This is a genomic window from Vreelandella nigrificans (assembly GCF_002374315.1).
GTDB classification, from domain to species: Bacteria; Pseudomonadota; Gammaproteobacteria; order Pseudomonadales; family Halomonadaceae; genus Vreelandella; species Vreelandella nigrificans.
This window is the reverse complement of the sequence record NZ_NWUX01000001.1, coordinates 83,449-101,695: the sequence shown is the minus strand read 5'-3', so window position 1 is coordinate 101,695 and position 18,247 is coordinate 83,449. Positions and strand designations below refer to the sequence as shown.

Below are 18,247 nucleotides of genomic sequence, written 5' to 3'. Positions count from 1 at the left end.
CCTTGAGTAATTACGATAACCGCGGCTCATGACGAGGCTTGTAGGGTGTTGGCGTGCGACGTGGCCGGTGACGTGTCTCTGCATCGACACGCAGCAGCAGCCCTACCATCATGCCGGTAACTAGCAAGCTAGAACCACCATAGCTAATCAGCGGCAGTGTTAAGCCTTTAGTGGGCAGTAATCCGGCACTAACCGCCATATTAATAAAGGCTTGTGCCGCGATAATAAAGCCAATGCCGTAGCTAACATACGCACCAAACATATGTCCTGATAGTTCAGCACGACGAGCAATCCACATAGCCCGGGCGATGAAAATCGTAAATAACAGCACAACAATAATAGCGCCGACCATCCCGAGTTCCTCTGCAACCACTGCAAAGATAAAGTCAGTATGCGCCTCCGGCAGATAGTGCAGCTTTTGCACACTATTGCCCAGCCCTGTGCCTGTCACATGCCCACGGCCAAACGCAATAAGTGCCTGGGTTAACTGATAGCCAGTGGCAAACTGGTCGGCCCATGGATCTAAAAAGCTCGTCCAGCGGGCCAAACGATAAGGCTCCATCACCACCATCATCACAGCACCTGATGCCAGCACACCGCCACTGCCAAATAACAGCGTGAGTGAGGCGCCACTCATCATCAGCATGCCTATCACACAGACGGAGTAGACTACCATTCCACCAAAGTCAGGCGCCAAAAACAGCAGGCCAGCAGGGACCGCCAACACCGCTAATGGGCGCCACATGCTAAAGGCTCGACGTCGAAGATCATAAGCAAAGCGCGACATGAAGGCCGCCATATAAAAGATCAAACCAAGCTTGGCAAACTCGGAGACCTGCAGACTTGGTAAAGGACCGGGCAATGCAATCCAGCGCCTACTCCCGTTTATCTCTTGGCCGATGATAAGCACCATAACGAGCATAAAAATACTGAATAACAAAATCAGCGCCGCGTTTTGGCGCCAGACCTCAAGCGACACACAAAGCATAAACAGGCATGCCAGGATAGCCATCACCAAAAAAACCCCATGCTGTCGAGAGTAGTAATAGCTATTCTCAAGCAAACCTATAGAGGCAGAGCTGACCATGACCCAGCCTAAACCCGCGAGCGCCACTACCGATACAATCAGCCAGATATCACAGGGCAAGTGCCGCGTTGTTAACGCTTCACGCAGACGTTCGAAACGACTCATAGGTTAACTCCAGCCTGCTTATTGACCACCCATTCCCTAAACGCTTCCCCCCTGGCCTGGTAGTTCGCAAACTGATCAAGACTCGCGCAAGCTGGGGAAAGAAGCACGCAATCTCCCGGCTCTGCCATTTGCCAAGCAACGGCCAGTGCCTGATACAAATCTTCCACGTGGTGAACCTGGTTCGATGGAGACAGTGCCGCTGACAAGCGCGGTGCATCTGCTCCGAATAGCAATACTCCTCTGGCACACTCTGCTAACGGCGCTGCCAGCGGTGTAAAATCGGCGCCTTTACCGACCCCACCTGCCAACAAAATGAGCTTTCCAGTAAGCGTGGCGCTGATGCCGTTAATGGCGGCAAGGGTTGCACCTACGTTAGTGCCTTTTGAATCATTCACCCATGTCACCCCGTTAATCTGAGCAACAACCTCACTGCGGTGCGCCAACCCTTTAAACGCACAAAGCGCTTCACACATTGATTGCTTGGAAAAGCCAAGCGCTCTTCCCATCGCTAATGCTGCCAGGGCATTTGCATAATTATGCTGACCTGCCATTGCAAGCTCTTTAGCACTCACCCAGGGGTCACTGCCATGAACGAGGAGCACTTCTCCACCGGTGTTAACCAGCCCCCACTCCTCACCCATGGGCTGGGCTTGGGTGAAGTGTTCAAGCGCGGGCACTGTGTCTATGGGCCAGGTGAGCCGGTCATCGGCATTCACGATAGCGTGCTGAGCACCTAGAAAGATACGCTGCTTAGCTGCCTGATAACCTGCTATGTCACCGTGACGATCCAGGTGATCCTCACAAAGATTTAAAAACGCTACCGAAGCAGCACCTAAATAGGGTGTAGTTTCCAGCTGAAAGCTGGAGAGCTCTAGAATATAGAGATCTGCATTCGGGTGCTGCGCCAACAGATCCAAAGCGGGAGTGCCTAAATTACCACCAACTGCTGCGTAAACCCCTGAGGCAGCCGCCATTTCCCCAAGCAGAGTAGTGACCGTCGATTTCGCGTTAGAGCCAGTAATGGCTGCAATAGGAGCGTTAACAGCCCTGACAAACAGAGCAATTTCGCCGATGAGCACTGGTTCTCCAGTTACTTCATTACGGCGGGACAAAAGCCCATTAAGCCCAGGTGAGCAGGGATCAACACCAGGGCTTATTACCACCTCATGGGCGTAAGTGAAATCGAGGGTGGCTAAAGGGCCACAGTGAACAGTGACAGTAGGGTGAGCCACGTGAAAAGCCTCTAGGCCTGGAGGCGTCTCGCGCGTATCAGCCACCATAAAGGGGATATTGTTGCGCGATAAATGGCGACAAATTGCCTGCCCCGATATTCCCAGGCCAACCACGACGGTCATTCCCTGTGGTACTTGCACCATTGTTCTGGCTCCTTTATGCGTCACGGCAGTGGCGGCGCTGCGTCGCTAACACTCGGCTAATTAACGAACTTTGAGCGTGGCTAGGCCTAGTAGTACCAGCACAACAGTGATAATCCAAAAACGCACAATAACCCGCGGTTCCGGCCACCCTTTAAGCTCGTAATGGTGATGCAAGGGAGCCATACGAAAAATACGCCGCCCTGTCATTTTGTAAGAGCCTACCTGGAGAATGACCGACACCGTTTCAAGCACGAAAATCCCCCCCATAATAAACAGGACAATTTCCTGCCGGACAATCACTGCAACCACACCTAACGCAGCACCAAGCGCAAGCGCCCCAACATCACCCATAAAGACTTGGGCTGGGTAAGTGTTAAACCACAAAAAACCTAGTCCCGCACCCGCAATGGTGGCGCAAAATATCGCCAGCTCACCGGTTCCATTAATAAAGGGGATGTGTAGATAGTTAGCAAATACCGCGTTGCCACTTGCATAAGCAAACACAGATAATCCCATGGCCACCAATACAGTCGGCATAATGGCAAGCCCATCAAGCCCATCGGTTAAGTTAACCGCATTAGAGCTACCCACAATCACAAAATACGTTAGCACGATGTAGAACACACCTAGAGGGAGTGCAACATCTTTAAATAGCGGTACTAACAGGCTCGTCTCAACAGGCGTGGAGGCCGTTACGTACAGCACTATCGCAGCCCCTAAACCTACTACCGACTGCCAAAAATACTTCCAGCGTGCAGGCAAGCCTCTTGGGTTTTTCTCAACCACTTTTCGGTAGTCATCTACCCAGCCAATAGCACCAAAACCGAGAGTCACGGCTAGCACTATCCAGACGTAATGATTGGTTAAATCACCCCACGCCAGGGTACTGATTGCGATCGCCAGCAAAATCATGGCGCCGCCCATCGTTGGCGTACCCGCTTTGGAAAGATGTGACTGGGGACCATCGTCGCGGACGGCTTGACCAATTTGACCTTCAACCAGCCGACGAATCACCCACGGCCCTAGCCATAGACAAAGCATTAGTGCCGTTAAAGCCGCTAAAATAACGCGCAACGTGAGATAATTGAAAACCTGAAAGGCCGATTGATATTGGGCTAAAAAATTCGCCAGGTGAAGTAACATGAACGGCGTTTACCTTATTTCATCCGAACGTAGCGCGGCGATGACATGCTCCATGCCTGCACTACGCGACCCCTTCACCAGCAGTGTGGTGTCAGGCGGCAACGTATTAATGATATGACGCACAAGCGTCTCGTGGTCGTCAAAGTGCTGCCCGCGACCAAAGGCTTCACTGGCTGAACGCGCGGCATCACCGAAAGTCAGCAGTGTATCGATACCAAGCGAGGCAGCAAAGCGGCCAATCTCAGCATGCAGTGTTTCAGACTCCTGCCCCAACTCCCCCATTGCACCAAGAGCGCACCAACGCGGAGCGGGAAAATTTGCTAGGGTTTCTAAGGCGGCCTTCATCGCACCGGGGTTCGCGTTGTAGGTATCATCCAGCAGCGTGGCATTGCGTATCCCCGGCACGCTACTTAAACGCCCTGGCAAGCTCGGCAAAAGCGACAGACCTGCCACTACTCGTTCGGGCGCCACCCCAACCACCAAGGCCGCTGCAGCAGCAGCTAAAGCATTACTAACATTGTGCTTACCGATAAGCGGAAGGCGAACATCACCAAGCGCCCGCCCCTGATAGACCAGCGTAAAAGCATACCGCCCCTGTTGATCACAGGAAAGGGCTGCTGCATAGACATCTGACTGGTTATCCCAGCCATAGCTGACTATCCGGCGCGGTGCAGCGCAGGCTGACCAAAAAGCAAAATAACGGTCTTCTCTATTCAGCACAGCTACGCCGCTGGCACTTAAGCCTGATAGAATTTCGCTTTTAGCCTGGGCGATCTGCCCCATACCCCCAAACTCACCCACATGGGCACCGGTCACATTAGTAATAATGGCAACATCAGGAGACGTTAACTGGCTGGTCCAAGCAATTTCACCTAGATGGTTTGCCCCAAGCTCCACAACCGCCGCCTGATGGCACTCGGTAAGCCGTAGCAGGGTAAGCGGCACACCGAAGTCGTTATTCAAGTTACCCTCTGTCGCCAGCACATCACCCAGTGGAGCTAACAGGGCAGCCGTTATCTCTTTGACTGTGGTTTTACCACTATTACCGGTTACCGCAACGATAGGTAGCTTATGACGATAGCGCCACTCCTTTGCCAGCAGCCCCAGCCCTAAGCGGGTATCAGCACATACCAGCTGCGGCAAAGCGCTGTCGTTCGACTGCTCCACCAGCGCTGCACTGGCACCCAGTTCTCGCGCTTTTTCAAGAAAGTCATGGCCATCAAAGCGCGGCCCTTTGAGCGCAACAAACAGGCAACCCGGCACAATCTTGCGAGTATCAGTCACTACCGCCGTTAGCGGCAGTTCAGGTAGTGCCGGAGGCAGGAGATTAAGCGCAGCAGCGACCTCCCCAAGCGTCCAACTCATTGTCCTGAATCCTTTAGCGCCAAGGCTTTTACAACCTGTTCATCATCTTGATAGGCATGACGGACACCTGCTATTTCTTGGTAAGCTTCGTGCCCTTTCCCTGCCACCAGCACGACATCATTCTGGCCTGCTTGCTGAACTACATAGGCAATAGCTTGACGGCGATCACCCAGCTCCATAAAGGGGGTATCCGGTGAGAGGCCAGCAATAATCTCCTTGCGTATCTGCTCGGCAGACTCAAAGCGGGGATTATCATCCGTAATCACCACATGGTCCGCCAAACGTTCGGCTACCGCGGCCATCTCCGCTCGCTTCCCCGTATCGCGCTCGCCACCACAGCCAAAAAGGCACCACAACTTACCTTCGCTACTACCTAAGTGCGCCTTAAGTGCGCCTAGCGCATTATCCAGAGCATCCGGTGTGTGGGCATAATCGACCACTACACTAGGCCCACTAGCTGCACGATAAAGCGCCATACGCCCAGGCACCGGCTTGAGCGCCGATGCTGCATCAAACAGGCGATCGAGCGTTTCTCCCACTCCATAAAGCACCGTTATCGCCAGCAATACGTTATCTAAGTTAAAGCGCCCCATCAGACTTAGATCGAGCGCTTTTTCGCCCTCAGGCGTAGCAATAAGTGCCTGCTGGCCCTCCTTGTGGGGATGCCAGTCAAGTACGCGTAGCGTCACAGCATCGTCACAACCAGTAGCAAGCACCCGAACCTTGCTGTCGCAACCAGCCAACATTAAGCGTGCTAATGGGTCGTCTGCATTCACTACCGCATGCGTTAGCTCAGCGCGGCGAAAGAGCTTAGCCTTAGCAGCAGCATAAGCCGCCATACTGCCGTGATAATCCAGATGGTCACGGCTTAAATTGGTAAAAACACCAACGTTAACGTCAACAGCTTCTAATCGGTGCTGATCCAAGGCGTGAGAGGATGCCTCAAGAGCAACACGCTTTACCCCCTGACGAGCCAAATCTCCCAAGGTTTGCTGAAGTGCTAGCGGCCCTGGAGTAGTGAGGCCACTATCTAACAACTGCCCCGGGCGGCCTGTACCTAAAGTACCCACGACCCCAGCAGGCGTGCCTAGCAACTCACTCAAAGCAGCAATATAGTGAGTCACTGAGCTTTTGCCGTTGGTCCCGGTAACTGCGATCACTTGCAAATCATTAGGAACATCAAATAGCGCCCTTCCTAGCTCGCCAAGGCGCAAGGACAGGTGCGGCAAATAGAGCACCTGCCCTTCCAATGTGGCCTTACTCTGCTTGGTATGTGCCAATATGAAAGAAGCACCCAACTCTAACGCACGCTCAATAAACGCCCGCCCATCCTGCTGACTACCCGGCACAGCAATAAACACATCGCCAACGCGTAACTTGCGGGTATCAGTTATTAAGCGAAGCTCAGCAGGCAAACCAAGTAATTCATCAGGTAATAAAGCATTTGGCCATACTTGCTTTAACGCTTGTAACAAACTGCTAGGGTGCAACGTCATGCAATCTCCTTCACGCTAATCGACCCCATGGTCCGGCGGCACATCTAGCAACCGTAATGCATTGCCTGTCACGCTTGAAAACACGGGTGCAGCCACTGCCCCACCATAAAACTGGCCTGCCTTTGGGTGATCAATCATGACAACAGTAACAATACGTGGATCTGAAATCGGCGCTATACCTGCAAAAACACTGCGGTAGGCATCAGCCATATAACCCTGCTGGCCAGTTTTACGCACGGTGCCAGTCTTACCCCCTACGCGATACCCCTCAACGCGCGCACGACGACCGCCCGAGTAGGCCCCAACGGAGGTTTCCAAAACATCTAAAAGATCATTGGCGACACTTGGAGAGATCGCAGGAATTCCCTGAGGCGGCTCTGACAGCCTTAACAGAGAGGGAGGCAAGCGCTCACCGCCGTTAGCCAACGCTGTATAAGCACTGGCTAGCTGCAGTGCAGATACTGAAAGCCCGTAGCCATATGACAGCGCCGCTCGCTCACTACGCGACCAGCGTACCGGCGCTGGCAAACTACCCGCTGACTCACCAGGAAAACCAGTGCCCGGGCTATACCCCAGCCCCAACTGATTATACTTTTCCCAGATAGCGGTATCGCTTAGCCGTAGCGCCAACCGAGACATCCCGATATTGGACGACTTCTCCAAAATACCAGCTAAATCAAGCGCGCCGTAATTACGAAAATCACGAATAGTAAACTGGTCGACCCGCATCCAACCTGGCGAGGTATCTACCACGACATCCCGATCAACAACCCCACTTTCAAGAATCGCAGCCATTGCTAGAGGTTTCATAACTGAGCCTGGTTCAAATACATCAACCAACGCTTGGTTACGCAACCCACGGGGATCTAACCCAGCACGATTATTAGGGTTATAGGAGGGCAAATTGGCCATCGCCAACACTTCACCGGTACGCGCATCGAGCATCACCAGTGAGCCACCATCCGCCTCATGTTCAGCCACTGCAGCCCGCAGCTCTCGATACGCCATATATTGAATGCGCTGATCAATAGCGAGTGTTAATTCACCACCAGGCTGGGCATCACGAATCACCCCAAGCTCACGCACTAGCCGCCCACGGCGGTCTTTAATAACTCGACGCTGACCTGGGTGCCCTGCCAAATAGGGCTGGTATGCAAGCTCCAAGCCTTCTTGACCAACATCATCGACATTCGTCACGCCCAGCAACTGGGCGGCTACTTCACCAGCGGGATAGTAACGCTTGTACTCCCGCTGGGGATAAACGCCTGGGGTACGCAGATCAAGAATGCGCTGCGCCGCCTCTGGTGTCATCTGGCGGCGCAAATACATAAACTCCCGACTGCTGAAGCGCGCTATCCGGGACTCAAAATCATCAATCGTCATGCCTAATGCCTGGGCCAACATAAAGCGCTGGATACCATCATTGGGCAACTCCTGGGGGTTTGCCCAAAGAGTGACGACAGGCGTCGATATTGCCAGGGGTTCACCATTACGGTCAGTAATCATGCCCCGGTGCGCAGGGATTGCTTCGTGACGCAGGGTTCGCGCATCCCCCTGACTCTGAAGAAAAGGGCGATCAATTACTTGCAGGAGCGTAATTCGCCCTATCAAAATGCTCGATGCCAGGATCACGAGAATCAAGATAAATAGAAAACGCCCACCTGCTAGCGGAGGCGCAACTGGCAGTTGCCGGGACATTCCACCCCGTCGCTGCTGACTCATGGCCGAATGACCTCGACATCATTCACATCAGGAATACGCATATCCAGCCGTTCCGTGGCAATTTGTTCGATCCGCGCCGGGGTTGACCAAGCGCCCTCTTCCAGCAACAGCTGTCCCCACTCGGTTTGCAGCTGATTTTTTTCCTGCTCTAGCTGCTGTAGCTGAGCAAACTGCATTCTGGTCATATGCGTGGTAGTTACAACAGCCAGGCCCGTCACCATGCAGAGCAAGAATAAAACGCTAATGACTAGCGGCCACAAACGTATACGCAGCCTAAATGGCCACTCAGTACGTAATATCGCGACCCAACGTTCAATCCGATCCATACTCATGATTGCATCCGTGATCACATTCGTTTGCGGGCGGCTCGCATCACAGCACTACGTGCTCGAGGGTTAACATCCACCTCGTCGTCACTTGGCCGCATTCCTTTACCCAGTGCTTCAAGACGACGATTCAACTGATCATCTCGAATAGGCACACCACGGGGCAAGTGAGTATCTCCCCGCACATGATGGCGGATAAAGCGCTTTACGCGACGATCCTCCAGGGAGTGAAAGCTTATCACTACCAGATGTCCACCTGGAGCTAGCGCTTCAAGAGCCGCCTCTAAAGCAGCATCAAGCTGCTCTAATTCGCCATTAAGGTAAATGCGTAGCCCTTGAAAAGCTTTGGTGGCTGGATGCCTCCCTTTCTCCCATGCTGGATGAGCCGCCTTAAGCACCTCAGCCAAGTCCACAGTGTGGGTAAACGGTTTTTCAGCTCGCCGAGTAACGACCGCACGGGCCAAGCGCTTTGCATAGCGCTCCTCGCCAAATGTTTTAAACACATTGGCAATATCTGCCTCACGCGCACGCGCTAAAAACTCAGCTGCGCTCTCACCCTGTGTAGGGTCCATTCGCATATCCAGAGGCCCGTTACGCATAAAACTAAAGCCACGCTCAGGATCATCCAGCTGGGGAGACGACACTCCAATATCTAATAGCACACCTGAAAGTTTGCCATAAAGCCCATGCTCCTTGGCATACTCAGCTAAATGTGCGAACTCACGCTGGGTAATTTGAAAGCGCGCATCCTCAATCTCAGCTGCTGCAGCGATGGCTTGAGGGTCTCGGTCCATGGCCATCAAGCGGCCTTGCTCACCTAAACGCGAAAGGATAAGTCGGGAGTGCCCCCCACGGCCGAAAGTACCATCCAGGTAAGTACCATCGGGATCATGCACTAGCGCATCTACCGCTCCCTCCAATAAAACGCTGGTATGGCGAAAGTGGGAAGCGACCTGGTCAGCGTCAGCAGAAGGCATTTTACTCTCACACAAAATTTGGGAGGGCGTGCTGAGCACACCCTTCATGGAAATGGGGAGTCGGCCGATAAGCCGGGTTCTGTCGTGGACAGTCATTCCTCTAGGCGCTGCGTCACCACAGCGCTCAAGCAACCTACCCGGACCCAGCGCGGGCCACGCCATTGGGTCCCTATTTGGTCTTGCTCCGAGTGGGGTTTACCTTGCCACGCACTGTTACCAGGCGCGCGGTGCGCTCTTACCGCACCCTTTCACCCTTACCGGCCCCGAAAGGCTTAGGCGGTCTACTCTCTGCTGCACTTTCCGTCGGCTTACGCCGCCCAGGAGTTACCTGGCACTCTGCCCTATGGAGCCCGGACTTTCCTCCCCTAAGCAGCCATTACTGGCATATTAGCGGCGACTGTCTGGCCAACTCCGGCGGCAAGCATACCAGCGCCCTGCGTTTGCCTCAATGCTCACCTTTAATTGCTTGCAATCTTGCATACCATTCCTGCTTTCTTCCACCTAACATTCTGGCCGCAACAGCCGCCCCTTGCTTGACGCCTACCCCTTCTGCCAGCAAGGATTTCAACAATTCGTCTGCATGAATAGACTGATGATCTTCCTGCACAACAGCAGGCGCACCAGAAATAATCACCACAAACTCGCCCCTCGCCTGATTCACATCATTGGTCAAACAGTTGATTAATTCATCCGGAGAGCCATGCAGGAATGTCTCGAATGTCTTGGTTAACTCCCGAGCCAGCACTACATTTCTCTTCGGCACCTGTTCCCGCAGCGCCTCCAGAGTGTGCAAAATACGGTGAGGGGACTCATAGAACACAAGTGTTTCTTCACGTGCCTCCCACTGCTCCAACGCTTGGCGACGCGCGCCAGATTTTGCAGGTAAAAAGCCTCCAAAGGTAAAGCGGTCTGTTGGCAACCCAGCGCCAGAGAGCGCAGTAATCAGCGCACAAGCACCTGGCAAGGGCACTATTTTACGCCCTCGTGCACGCAACTCTCTGACCAATACAAAACCAGGATCACTGATTAGTGGCGTGCCTGCATCGCTGATCAAGGCCAGATCTTCGCCCGCCTCAAGATAGGCATCCAGCGTATCTACTCGGCGCGCCTCATTATGATCATGCAGCGAAAGCATCGGCTTATTAATTCCCAGATGGGCCAATAAGCGGCCACTGTGGCGCGTATCCTCAGCTGCAATCCGCGATACCTGCGCTAAAACCCGGGCAGCACGTGGCGTTAAGTCTTCCAAATTCCCAATTGGGGTAGCAACCACGTACAATGTACCCGGATGTTGGTGTGTCATTGTGACTCCCGATTTGTTAATGGCTTGCCCTGCCAGTGCGTTATGCTGTTGCAACGACTCATTTATCTGCTCGCCAAGCAGCGGCAGCGCAAATGGAAACTAAGGAAGGATACATGAAACAGTCACTACGTGGTTTACTTGCCACTGCCTTTGTGGCGCTTCTCGTCACAGGGTGCGCCATGCAACCCCCAAGTGTGGTTGACCGCGTGCCAGACCAGGATGCCAACCGCTTACTAAGCCAAGCTGAACAACAGGCCCCTGAGCAAGCGGCAAAGACGAGATTAGAGGCGGCTAATATTCTTGCCCAGCAAGGGCAGCGTGAAAACGCCTTTGAAGCAGCCGACTCAATTGACGAAGGCCTACTCTCCGAAACTGATCGTGTGCGCTGGGCAATGCTTTACTCTGAACTTGCACGCGCCCTAAACAACCCCCGCGCCGTTCTACGTGCAACCCAAGTGCTTGACGATGAGCTGCCGATGCAAGCCAGCCAGCAGGAAACGCTTGCTGAGCGCCGCCAATGGGCAAGAGAAGCTCTGGATCAGCCAGGGGAAGGGATTGCTACAATACCCGGGCTCGAAGGCGCCAACATTCAACGTATTGCTGTCGCCCTCCCTGAGTCAGGCCCATTGAGCAGCGTAGCCAACACTATTGCTTCGGCCATGCGTAGCCATAATGAAATTCGTGGTGGAAACGTACAGCTCAGCTTTTTAGATGCATCGCAATACTCACTCGATGAGATTTATAGCCGTGCCGAGCAGATGAATGCACAGCTGTTGATAGGCCCCCTAGATAAAAGCCAAGTCACCGCATTAGAACAGCGAGACAGCGTACCACTGCCTACGTTAGCGCTTAATTATGGCAACAGCGAACGCAGCCGAGCTTCTCGACTACTTCAATACGGCTTATCCGCAGAAGATGAAGCTCGCCAAGCAGCTCGCCGCGCCCACCAGGATGGTCACCGCCAAATGGCAGTCATGGTGCCCGACAACGACTGGGGCCGCCGCGTAGGCGAGGCCTTCTGGAATGAGTTCCAGCGCCAAGGGGGTGAGGTAACCAACGCAGTACGCTACAACCCAAGCAGTTCGGTGTCGAATGCCGTACAAACCGCGCTCAATGTAAGTGGTGAGCGCGCACGTCTTGGCAACATTGACGCCCTCTTTCTTTTAGCGCTCCCCGACTATGCACGCCAAGTTCCACCCACAATGGATTATTACTACGCACAAAATTTGCCAGTTTATGCCACATCACATCTACATGAAGGGCGCCGCCAAATACGCCTAGATCAAGATCTTAATGATGTAATGTTTATGGATATTCCCTGGCAAATTCCTGACGCAGCAGTAGGCGGTGAGGAAGTTCTACCCTTTTACGGCACCTACCAGCGCCTTCGTGATGAATCAGACGCCTCCATGTTTCGGTTAATGGCAATGGGAGTCGATGCCCTTGAGATCGCCACACGCATGTCCGACCTTTCCACACTGGAAGGTATGAGCGGCAGCACTGGCACTCTATACATCGCTAATGATGGCCGCATATATCGCGAACTGCCCTGGGCGAGATTTCAGAACGGCACACCCTCACCAATTCTGATTCCTGGCTTGTTTGGAAATGACCAATAACGCCCGAACTGCCAGACATCGCGGCGCAGCCATTGAGCAGCTTGCTGCTCAATGGCTGCAGCAGCAGGGCTTGAGACTGGTAACCAGCAACCATCATGTTAAAGGGGGCGAACTAGACCTTGTCATGACTGATCAGGATATTCTGGTCTTTGTAGAGGTCAAACACCGCACCACAACACGCTATGGTCATCCATTGGAAACAGTCACTGCACAAAAGCAGTATCGCCTAATCCGCGCAGCCAAACTATACATAGCCCGGCATGCTATCTCCAGCCCCTGCCGCTTTGATATTCTAGCGATCACAGGCACGCCACCCTCACTCGTATTTCAGTGGGAAAAAGCAGCCTTCGATGCGTATTGACTCTTTTGACTAGGAAGCCCTAATGGACTTTCAATCCCGCATTCTCAATCATTTTAATGCCAGCATTGACACCAAAACCTATGCCAGCGAGGTACTACCACCTTTTATCGAAGTGGCTAGCCAAATGATGGTGCAGTGCTTAGTAAATGAAGGAAAAATCCTGGCTTGCGGCAATGGCGGAAGCGCAGGAGACAGCCAACATTTCTCAGCGGAACTCCTTAACCGCTTTGAGCGCGAGCGCCCAAGCCTACCTGCACTAGCCCTAACAACTGACACATCCACACTTACCTCGATTGCTAACGACTACAGCTATAACGAAGTTTTTTCAAAACAAATTAGGGCGCTCGGACAACCTGGCGACGTGCTGCTAGCAATATCAACTAGCGGCAACTCAGGCAATGTGGTTCAGGCCATCCAGGCAGCCCATGATCGAGACATGACAGTTGTCGCACTCACTGGGCGCGATGGCGGCGACATGGCTTCGCTTTTAGGGCAGGACGACTGTGAAATCCGAGTTCCTGCCACCTCAACTGCACGCATCCAAGAAGTTCATTTACTGGTTATTCATTGCTTATGTGATTTAATCGATGAACAGCTATTTGGTGGCACTGATTAAACAACTCTAGTGTTTATTCAAAGCTTATCTTTTACTATTTAAAGGAGTCATCACTATGGCCTTGGGCTGCTCTTCTCGCAAAGTCATTCTTGCCGCTGTATGTAGCGCAATATTGTTAAGTGGCTGTGCTAACAACACGGCATCAAACCCCTCAAACTATGGCCAGCGCAGCAATGATGTCGAAGCCGTAGATGCAACTATCGAGCGTGAAGCTGAGCGCGCCCTTGCCCGCGCCGATGCACGGCTTGGTGATGCACGCATTCGTGCGCATAGCTACAATGGCGCCTTATTACTAGTAGGCCAAGTACCCAGTGAAGAGCTACGCTCAAAAGCAGGAGACGTTGCCAGCTCACTACGCGGCGTAAACGAAGTCCACAACGAGCTGGCGATTGCCGCACGCCTCCCTGCCAGCCAGCGCCTGACCGACACATGGATAACCACCAATGTCATTAGCCACTTAGCGACCAATGACCGCATCGATTCATCCAAGCTGAAAGTAACGACTGAGAATGCCAGCGTTTACTTAATGGGCATGGTAACTCGCGAAGAAGCAGACCGGATTGTTAATGCAGCCTCCGCAGTTGGCGGAATTCAGCGAATTGTAAAAGTATTCGACTACATAGACTGATGCTAGCAGCTTATGCATTAAAAAAGCCTCACACAGATGTGTGAGGCTTTTGCCACCAAGCTTCTAACAAAAAGCTTACTTCACTACACGAAGCGTTGGCTTTCTCTTTGGCTTCTTTTGATCTGATTCAGAGTGATCACCCTCTTTCGCAGTAGAAGGTTCAGCGACAGTCAGTTCAGGCTTGGAAGCCTCAACTACTTCCCCTGAAGCACTCTCGCCAAGCTCTGCGTCATCAGGCTCTTCATCATCAAATCCTGCAGAACCAAGCTCAGGCTCATGCCCAAATACCATTCCGGCACCGTTTTCACGCGCATAAATAGCGATTAATGCCGGCGTAGGAATCATCACTTGCATTGGCTGCCCACCAAAACGTGCGCTAAAGCCAATCGCCTGATTCTCCATAAACAAATCACGCACAGCTGTTGGGGCCACATTCAGTACTATCTGGCCATTCTGGACAAACTGACGCGGAATCTCCACGCCTGGCTGTGTCGCATCAACAACCAAGTAAGGCGTAAGTTCGTTATCCAACAACCACTCATAGAGGGCACGGGCGAGATAGGGACGACTCGACTTCATAAGACCCCCTCCTCCTAACAAGTAAGGTCCCTCACTAGCAAAGCGAAGGGACCATATGAATTCAAGCGCGCATCTCTTTTTCACGCTCACTTAAAGATGCCTTAAACGCCTCACGCTCGAATACCCGCGACATATAGCTTAAAAGCGGCTTTACCTGTTTTTCAGGCAACTCGATATTTAACTCAGGCAACCTCCATAAAATAGGCGCTAAGCAGCAATCTACCAGGGTAAACTCTTCGCTCATGAAGTAAGGCATATCTTCAAAAATCGGCGAGATACCAATCAAGCTTTCGCGCAGCTCTTTGCGCGCCTTGTCAGCTTCTTTTTTCCCACCACTGCGGATCTGCTCAAGCATTGGGCACCACTCACGCTCGATGCGATGCATCCAGAGACGGCTTTGAGCACGCGCCACGGGATAAACAGGCAGCAGCGGTGGATGCGGGAAGCGCTCATCCAAGTACTCCATCATGACTTTTGACTCATAGAGCACTAAATCACGGTCTAACAGTGTAGGCACACTGTTGTACGGGTTGAGGTCTGCTAACTCTTCTGGAGGCTGCTCGTCGACAACTTCAACAATATCGACAGCCACCCCCTTCTCAGCCAGAACAATGCGCACACGATGACTAAAATGATCATCACCACCTGAGTAAAAGATCATTGACGACCGCTTGGCCACAACACCCATGAAAGCATCCTCGCATCAAAACAATCTCTAATAATAACACGCCAGCACCACCTTATGGGAAGGCAGCCTGCTTCGCACAACAATTGAACAGACACACAAAAGGCGCACGGCTTTCGCCGTGCGCCTAGCTTGCCAATCAACAACTATTGATTAGTGAATATCCCGCCAGTATTCACGCTTCAACAAGTAGGCAATAACACCAAAAATAAAGATAAAAATCAGAACCTTAGGCGCCAATGCTTGAGCCTGAAGCTTAGAAGGCTCACCAACATAAGCAAGGAAGTTGGTTAAATCATAAACCGCTTCCTCAAACTCAGCAGGCTCCATAGAGCCAGGCTGAGTTACCTGCAGCACGTCGCAGGACTGATATTTACCTGATAGCGGGTCTGGGGATTGACCATGTACAGGCTGGTCTGTTTCAGAACACACCATTTCCTGCACACCCTGCAGCGGCTCTAGAACATTTGGCATCGCCACCAGCTCATACACAGTGTTGTTTACACCAGTAGGACGACTAGGATCACGATAGAAACCCAGTAGGTAGGAGTAAATCCAATCAGTACCACGCAGGCGACCATGCAGAGAGAGATCAGGCGCAGCTGCACCAAACCAGTTGTCACCATCTTCGCGCTGCATAGAAATCTGCATCAAGTCGTTATACGCAAGCGAGGAAGAAAAGATCAAATTCTCTTCGACCAAATCTTGAGGCATATCGAAGTCTGCAGCCGCCCGTGCAAAGCGTTGATGCTCAAGGGAGTGACAACCCATGCAGTAGTTCACGTACAGCTGCATACCACGCTGTAGCGACTCTTTATCCTGCAAGTCAGGCGTCATTGAATGAGGCACGTCTGGCCCTGGCGCCGCGATAGCCATAAAAGGCACCAGCGCGAATAGCAGTGCGAACAGTTGCTTTTTCATTAGCCAGTCACCCTTTCCGGAACGGGTTTAGTCTTCTCAATGCTCGTGTAGACGGGCATTAGGATGAAGAAAGCGAAGTAGAGCAGCGTGCAGATCTGCGCAACCAGCGTACGCATTGGCGTTGCAGGAATCGCACCTAAAATCCCTAAAATAACGAAACTGATTGAGAAAATCACCAGCGCAATGCGTGACAACCAACCTTTGTATCGCATGGACTTAACAGCGCTTCGGTCAAGCCATGGCAACACAAATAGAATCGCGATCGCGCCCCCCATTGCCAGTACACCCAGGAACTCGGCACGCAGACCCAGGAAGTCAAAGGTGATCGCTCGCAAGATGGCGTAGAACGGCGTGAAGTACCATACCGGCGCAATGTGATCAGGCGTCACCATCGGGTTAGCAGGCTCAAAGTTAGGCCGCTCCAGGAAGTAACCACCCCCTTCCGGGAAGTAGAACAACACCACAGCAAACACAAACAAGAACACCGCAATACCGACGAGGTCTTTTACCGTGTAGTAAGGATGGAAAGGGATGCCATCAAGCGGCTTGCCCGCCTCATCTTTCTTCTCTTTGATCTCGATACCGTCTGGATTGTTCGAGCCAACCTCATGCAGCGCAATAATGTGCAGCACAACCAGCGCTAGAATAACGATGGGCAATGCCACTACGTGCAGCGCAAAGAAGCGATTGAGGGTAATGCCTGAAATCAGGAAGTCACCACGAATCCACTGAGCAAGATCAGGACCAATACCAGGAATAGTGGCAAACAAGGAAATAATAACCTGCGCCCCCCAGTATGACATCTGACCCCACGGTAGCAGGTAGCCCATGAAGGCTTCCGCCATGAGCAGCAGATAAATAGCCATACCAAAGATCCACACCAACTCGCGCGGGGCTTTGTATGATCCATACATCAAAGCGCGGAACATATGCAGATAAATGACGACAAAGAAGGCGGAAGCACCCGTTGAATGCATATAGCGAATGAGCCAACCGTACTCAACATCCCGCATAATGTATTCAACAGAGCGGAAAGCACCTTCCGCTGACGGGTTATAGCTCATGGTCAGCCATACGCCCGTCAAAATCTGGTTCACCAAGACCAAAAGTGCCAGCACGCCAAATATGTAGAAGAAGTTGAAGTTCTTCGGGGCGTAATATTGAGTCAGGTGCTCCTGCATCATCTGGGTTGCTGGGAAGCGGTCATCAATCCAGCGCATGATGCCGCTTTCAGCTTTAGCTTTATTTGGATTACCCATTAGGCAGCCTCCTCATCTTCACCCACTATGATGTCCTCACCCTCAAAACGATAGGGAGGCACCTCAAGATTGGTAGGCGCAGGTACATTGCGGAACACACGACCAGCCAGATCGAAATATGATCCGTGGCATGGACAGAAGAAACCACCAGGCCAGTCATCCGTTACCGCTGCCTCAGGCTCCGGACGATATAGCGGAGAGCAACCCAAGTGGGTACATACACCCACGATTACACCCACCTCAGGACGTATAGATCGCAGCGGGCCCGTGATGTAGCTCGGCTGCTGCTGCTCACTTGAATCCGGATCGGCAAGACGATTTGGATCAAGATTTTCAGTACGCTCATTCATTTCAGGCGTTCGGTTGATAATCCACACCGGACGACCACGCCACTCGATGGTGACACGCTGCCCCGGTTCGAGCTTAGAAAAATTAGCTCGAACCGGCGCACCGGCCGCCAACGCTCTGGCACTAGGCTGCCATGAAGCCACAAAGGGAACCGCAACCCCGACAGCGCCCACCGCCCCCACAACGGAGGTGGCGCCCACGAGGAAACGGCGCCGACCTTTGTTTACGCCGTTATCTGCCATTTCTGGTTTCTCCCATCAGCTTACCCGTTCCGTCGCAAAGGCGTCTTGCGACGACGAATATCAAATACGCTCTATGTTAAAAAAACAAA

The 18,247-nt window shown here is 52.6% G+C and carries 18 protein-coding genes and 1 other RNA gene; 4 read left to right on the top strand and 15 right to left on the bottom strand.

Annotated elements, in window-relative coordinates; genetic code table 11:
• Positions 1-10: 10 nt before the first annotated feature.
• From ftsW to rsmI, 10 genes are all read right to left on the bottom strand, one after another.
• Positions 11-1,192: a putative lipid II flippase FtsW gene (ftsW, locus tag CPA45_RS00485; protein ID WP_096649346.1), complete on the bottom strand. Its 1,182-nt coding sequence runs from the start codon at positions 1,190-1,192 to the stop codon at positions 11-13.
• A complete protein-coding gene (murD, locus tag CPA45_RS00480) occupies positions 1,189-2,568 on the bottom strand; it encodes a UDP-N-acetylmuramoyl-L-alanine--D-glutamate ligase (protein WP_096649344.1) in 1,380 nt (459 codons plus the stop codon). The genes ftsW and murD overlap by 4 nt, the downstream gene beginning before the upstream one ends.
• A 60-nt stretch (positions 2,569-2,628) precedes the next feature.
• Complete coding sequence (mraY, locus tag CPA45_RS00475) at positions 2,629-3,711, bottom strand: phospho-N-acetylmuramoyl-pentapeptide-transferase (RefSeq protein WP_078087217.1); 1,083 nt, start codon at positions 3,709-3,711, stop codon at positions 2,629-2,631.
• 9 nt (positions 3,712-3,720) lie between these two features.
• On the bottom strand, positions 3,721-5,076 hold the full coding sequence (locus CPA45_RS00470) for a UDP-N-acetylmuramoyl-tripeptide--D-alanyl-D-alanine ligase (protein WP_096649342.1): 1,356 nt from the start codon (positions 5,074-5,076) through the stop codon (positions 3,721-3,723).
• On the bottom strand, positions 5,073-6,572 hold the full coding sequence (locus CPA45_RS00465; protein WP_096649340.1) for a UDP-N-acetylmuramoyl-L-alanyl-D-glutamate--2,6-diaminopimelate ligase: 1,500 nt from the start codon (positions 6,570-6,572) through the stop codon (positions 5,073-5,075). The genes CPA45_RS00470 and CPA45_RS00465 overlap by 4 nt, the downstream gene beginning before the upstream one ends.
• A gap of 15 nt (positions 6,573-6,587) precedes the next feature.
• Complete coding sequence (locus CPA45_RS00460; RefSeq protein ID WP_096649338.1) at positions 6,588-8,294, bottom strand: peptidoglycan D,D-transpeptidase FtsI family protein; 1,707 nt, start codon at positions 8,292-8,294, stop codon at positions 6,588-6,590.
• A complete protein-coding gene (gene ftsL / locus CPA45_RS00455; protein WP_096649336.1) occupies positions 8,291-8,626 on the bottom strand; it encodes a cell division protein FtsL in 336 nt (111 codons plus the stop codon). Before ftsL ends, CPA45_RS00460 begins: the two co-directional genes overlap by 4 nt.
• 14 nt (positions 8,627-8,640) lie before the next feature.
• Complete coding sequence (gene rsmH, locus CPA45_RS00450; RefSeq protein ID WP_165771495.1) at positions 8,641-9,597, bottom strand: 16S rRNA (cytosine(1402)-N(4))-methyltransferase RsmH; 957 nt, start codon at positions 9,595-9,597, stop codon at positions 8,641-8,643.
• A gap of 52 nt (positions 9,598-9,649) precedes the next feature.
• Positions 9,650-10,010, bottom strand: an RNA gene (gene rnpB / locus CPA45_RS00445) — RNase P RNA component class A.
• Between the two features lie 32 nt (positions 10,011-10,042).
• The gene (gene rsmI, locus CPA45_RS00440) at positions 10,043-10,900 is read right to left on the bottom strand and encodes a 16S rRNA (cytidine(1402)-2'-O)-methyltransferase (RefSeq protein WP_096649332.1); all 858 of its coding nucleotides are present in this window, start codon (positions 10,898-10,900) and stop codon (positions 10,043-10,045) included.
• Between the two features lie 113 nt (positions 10,901-11,013).
• On the opposite strand from rsmI, the gene CPA45_RS00435 reads away from it, so the two are divergent.
• The 4 genes from CPA45_RS00435 to CPA45_RS00420 are packed head-to-tail and all read left to right on the top strand — an operon-like array spanning position 11,014 to position 14,124.
• Positions 11,014-12,519, top strand: coding sequence for a penicillin-binding protein activator (locus CPA45_RS00435; protein WP_096649330.1), 1,506 nt, complete (start codon positions 11,014-11,016; stop codon positions 12,517-12,519).
• Positions 12,509-12,880, top strand: coding sequence for a YraN family protein (locus CPA45_RS00430; protein WP_096649328.1), 372 nt, complete (start codon positions 12,509-12,511; stop codon positions 12,878-12,880). The genes CPA45_RS00435 and CPA45_RS00430 overlap by 11 nt, the downstream gene beginning before the upstream one ends.
• A 22-nt stretch (positions 12,881-12,902) precedes the next feature.
• Positions 12,903-13,496 carry a phosphoheptose isomerase gene (locus CPA45_RS00425; RefSeq protein WP_096649326.1) on the top strand — a complete coding sequence of 198 codons (594 nt, stop codon included), beginning with the start codon at positions 12,903-12,905 and terminating at the stop codon, positions 13,494-13,496.
• A 55-nt stretch (positions 13,497-13,551) separates the two neighbouring features.
• Complete coding sequence (locus tag CPA45_RS00420) at positions 13,552-14,124, top strand: BON domain-containing protein (protein ID WP_096649324.1); 573 nt, start codon at positions 13,552-13,554, stop codon at positions 14,122-14,124.
• Positions 14,125-14,199: 75 nt separating this feature from the next.
• On the opposite strand, the gene CPA45_RS00415 is transcribed toward CPA45_RS00420, so the two are convergent.
• From CPA45_RS00415 to petA, 5 genes are all read right to left on the bottom strand, one after another.
• Complete coding sequence (locus tag CPA45_RS00415; RefSeq protein ID WP_096649322.1) at positions 14,200-14,703, bottom strand: ClpXP protease specificity-enhancing factor; 504 nt, start codon at positions 14,701-14,703, stop codon at positions 14,200-14,202.
• A gap of 61 nt (positions 14,704-14,764) precedes the next feature.
• Complete coding sequence (gene sspA / locus CPA45_RS00410) at positions 14,765-15,391, bottom strand: stringent starvation protein SspA (RefSeq protein ID WP_096649320.1); 627 nt, start codon at positions 15,389-15,391, stop codon at positions 14,765-14,767.
• Positions 15,392-15,541: 150 nt separating this feature from the next.
• Positions 15,542-16,309 (bottom strand): cytochrome c1, encoded by a 768-nt coding sequence (locus tag CPA45_RS00405; RefSeq protein ID WP_096649318.1) that lies wholly within the window; start codon positions 16,307-16,309, stop codon positions 15,542-15,544.
• A complete protein-coding gene (locus CPA45_RS00400) occupies positions 16,309-17,568 on the bottom strand; it encodes a cytochrome b (protein WP_096649316.1) in 1,260 nt (419 codons plus the stop codon). The genes CPA45_RS00405 and CPA45_RS00400 overlap by 1 nt, the downstream gene beginning before the upstream one ends.
• Entirely contained in the window at positions 17,568-18,158 is a 591-nt protein-coding gene (gene petA, locus CPA45_RS00395) for a ubiquinol-cytochrome c reductase iron-sulfur subunit (protein WP_096649315.1), read from the bottom strand. The genes CPA45_RS00400 and petA overlap by 1 nt, the downstream gene beginning before the upstream one ends.
• Positions 18,159-18,247 lie beyond the last annotated feature (89 nt).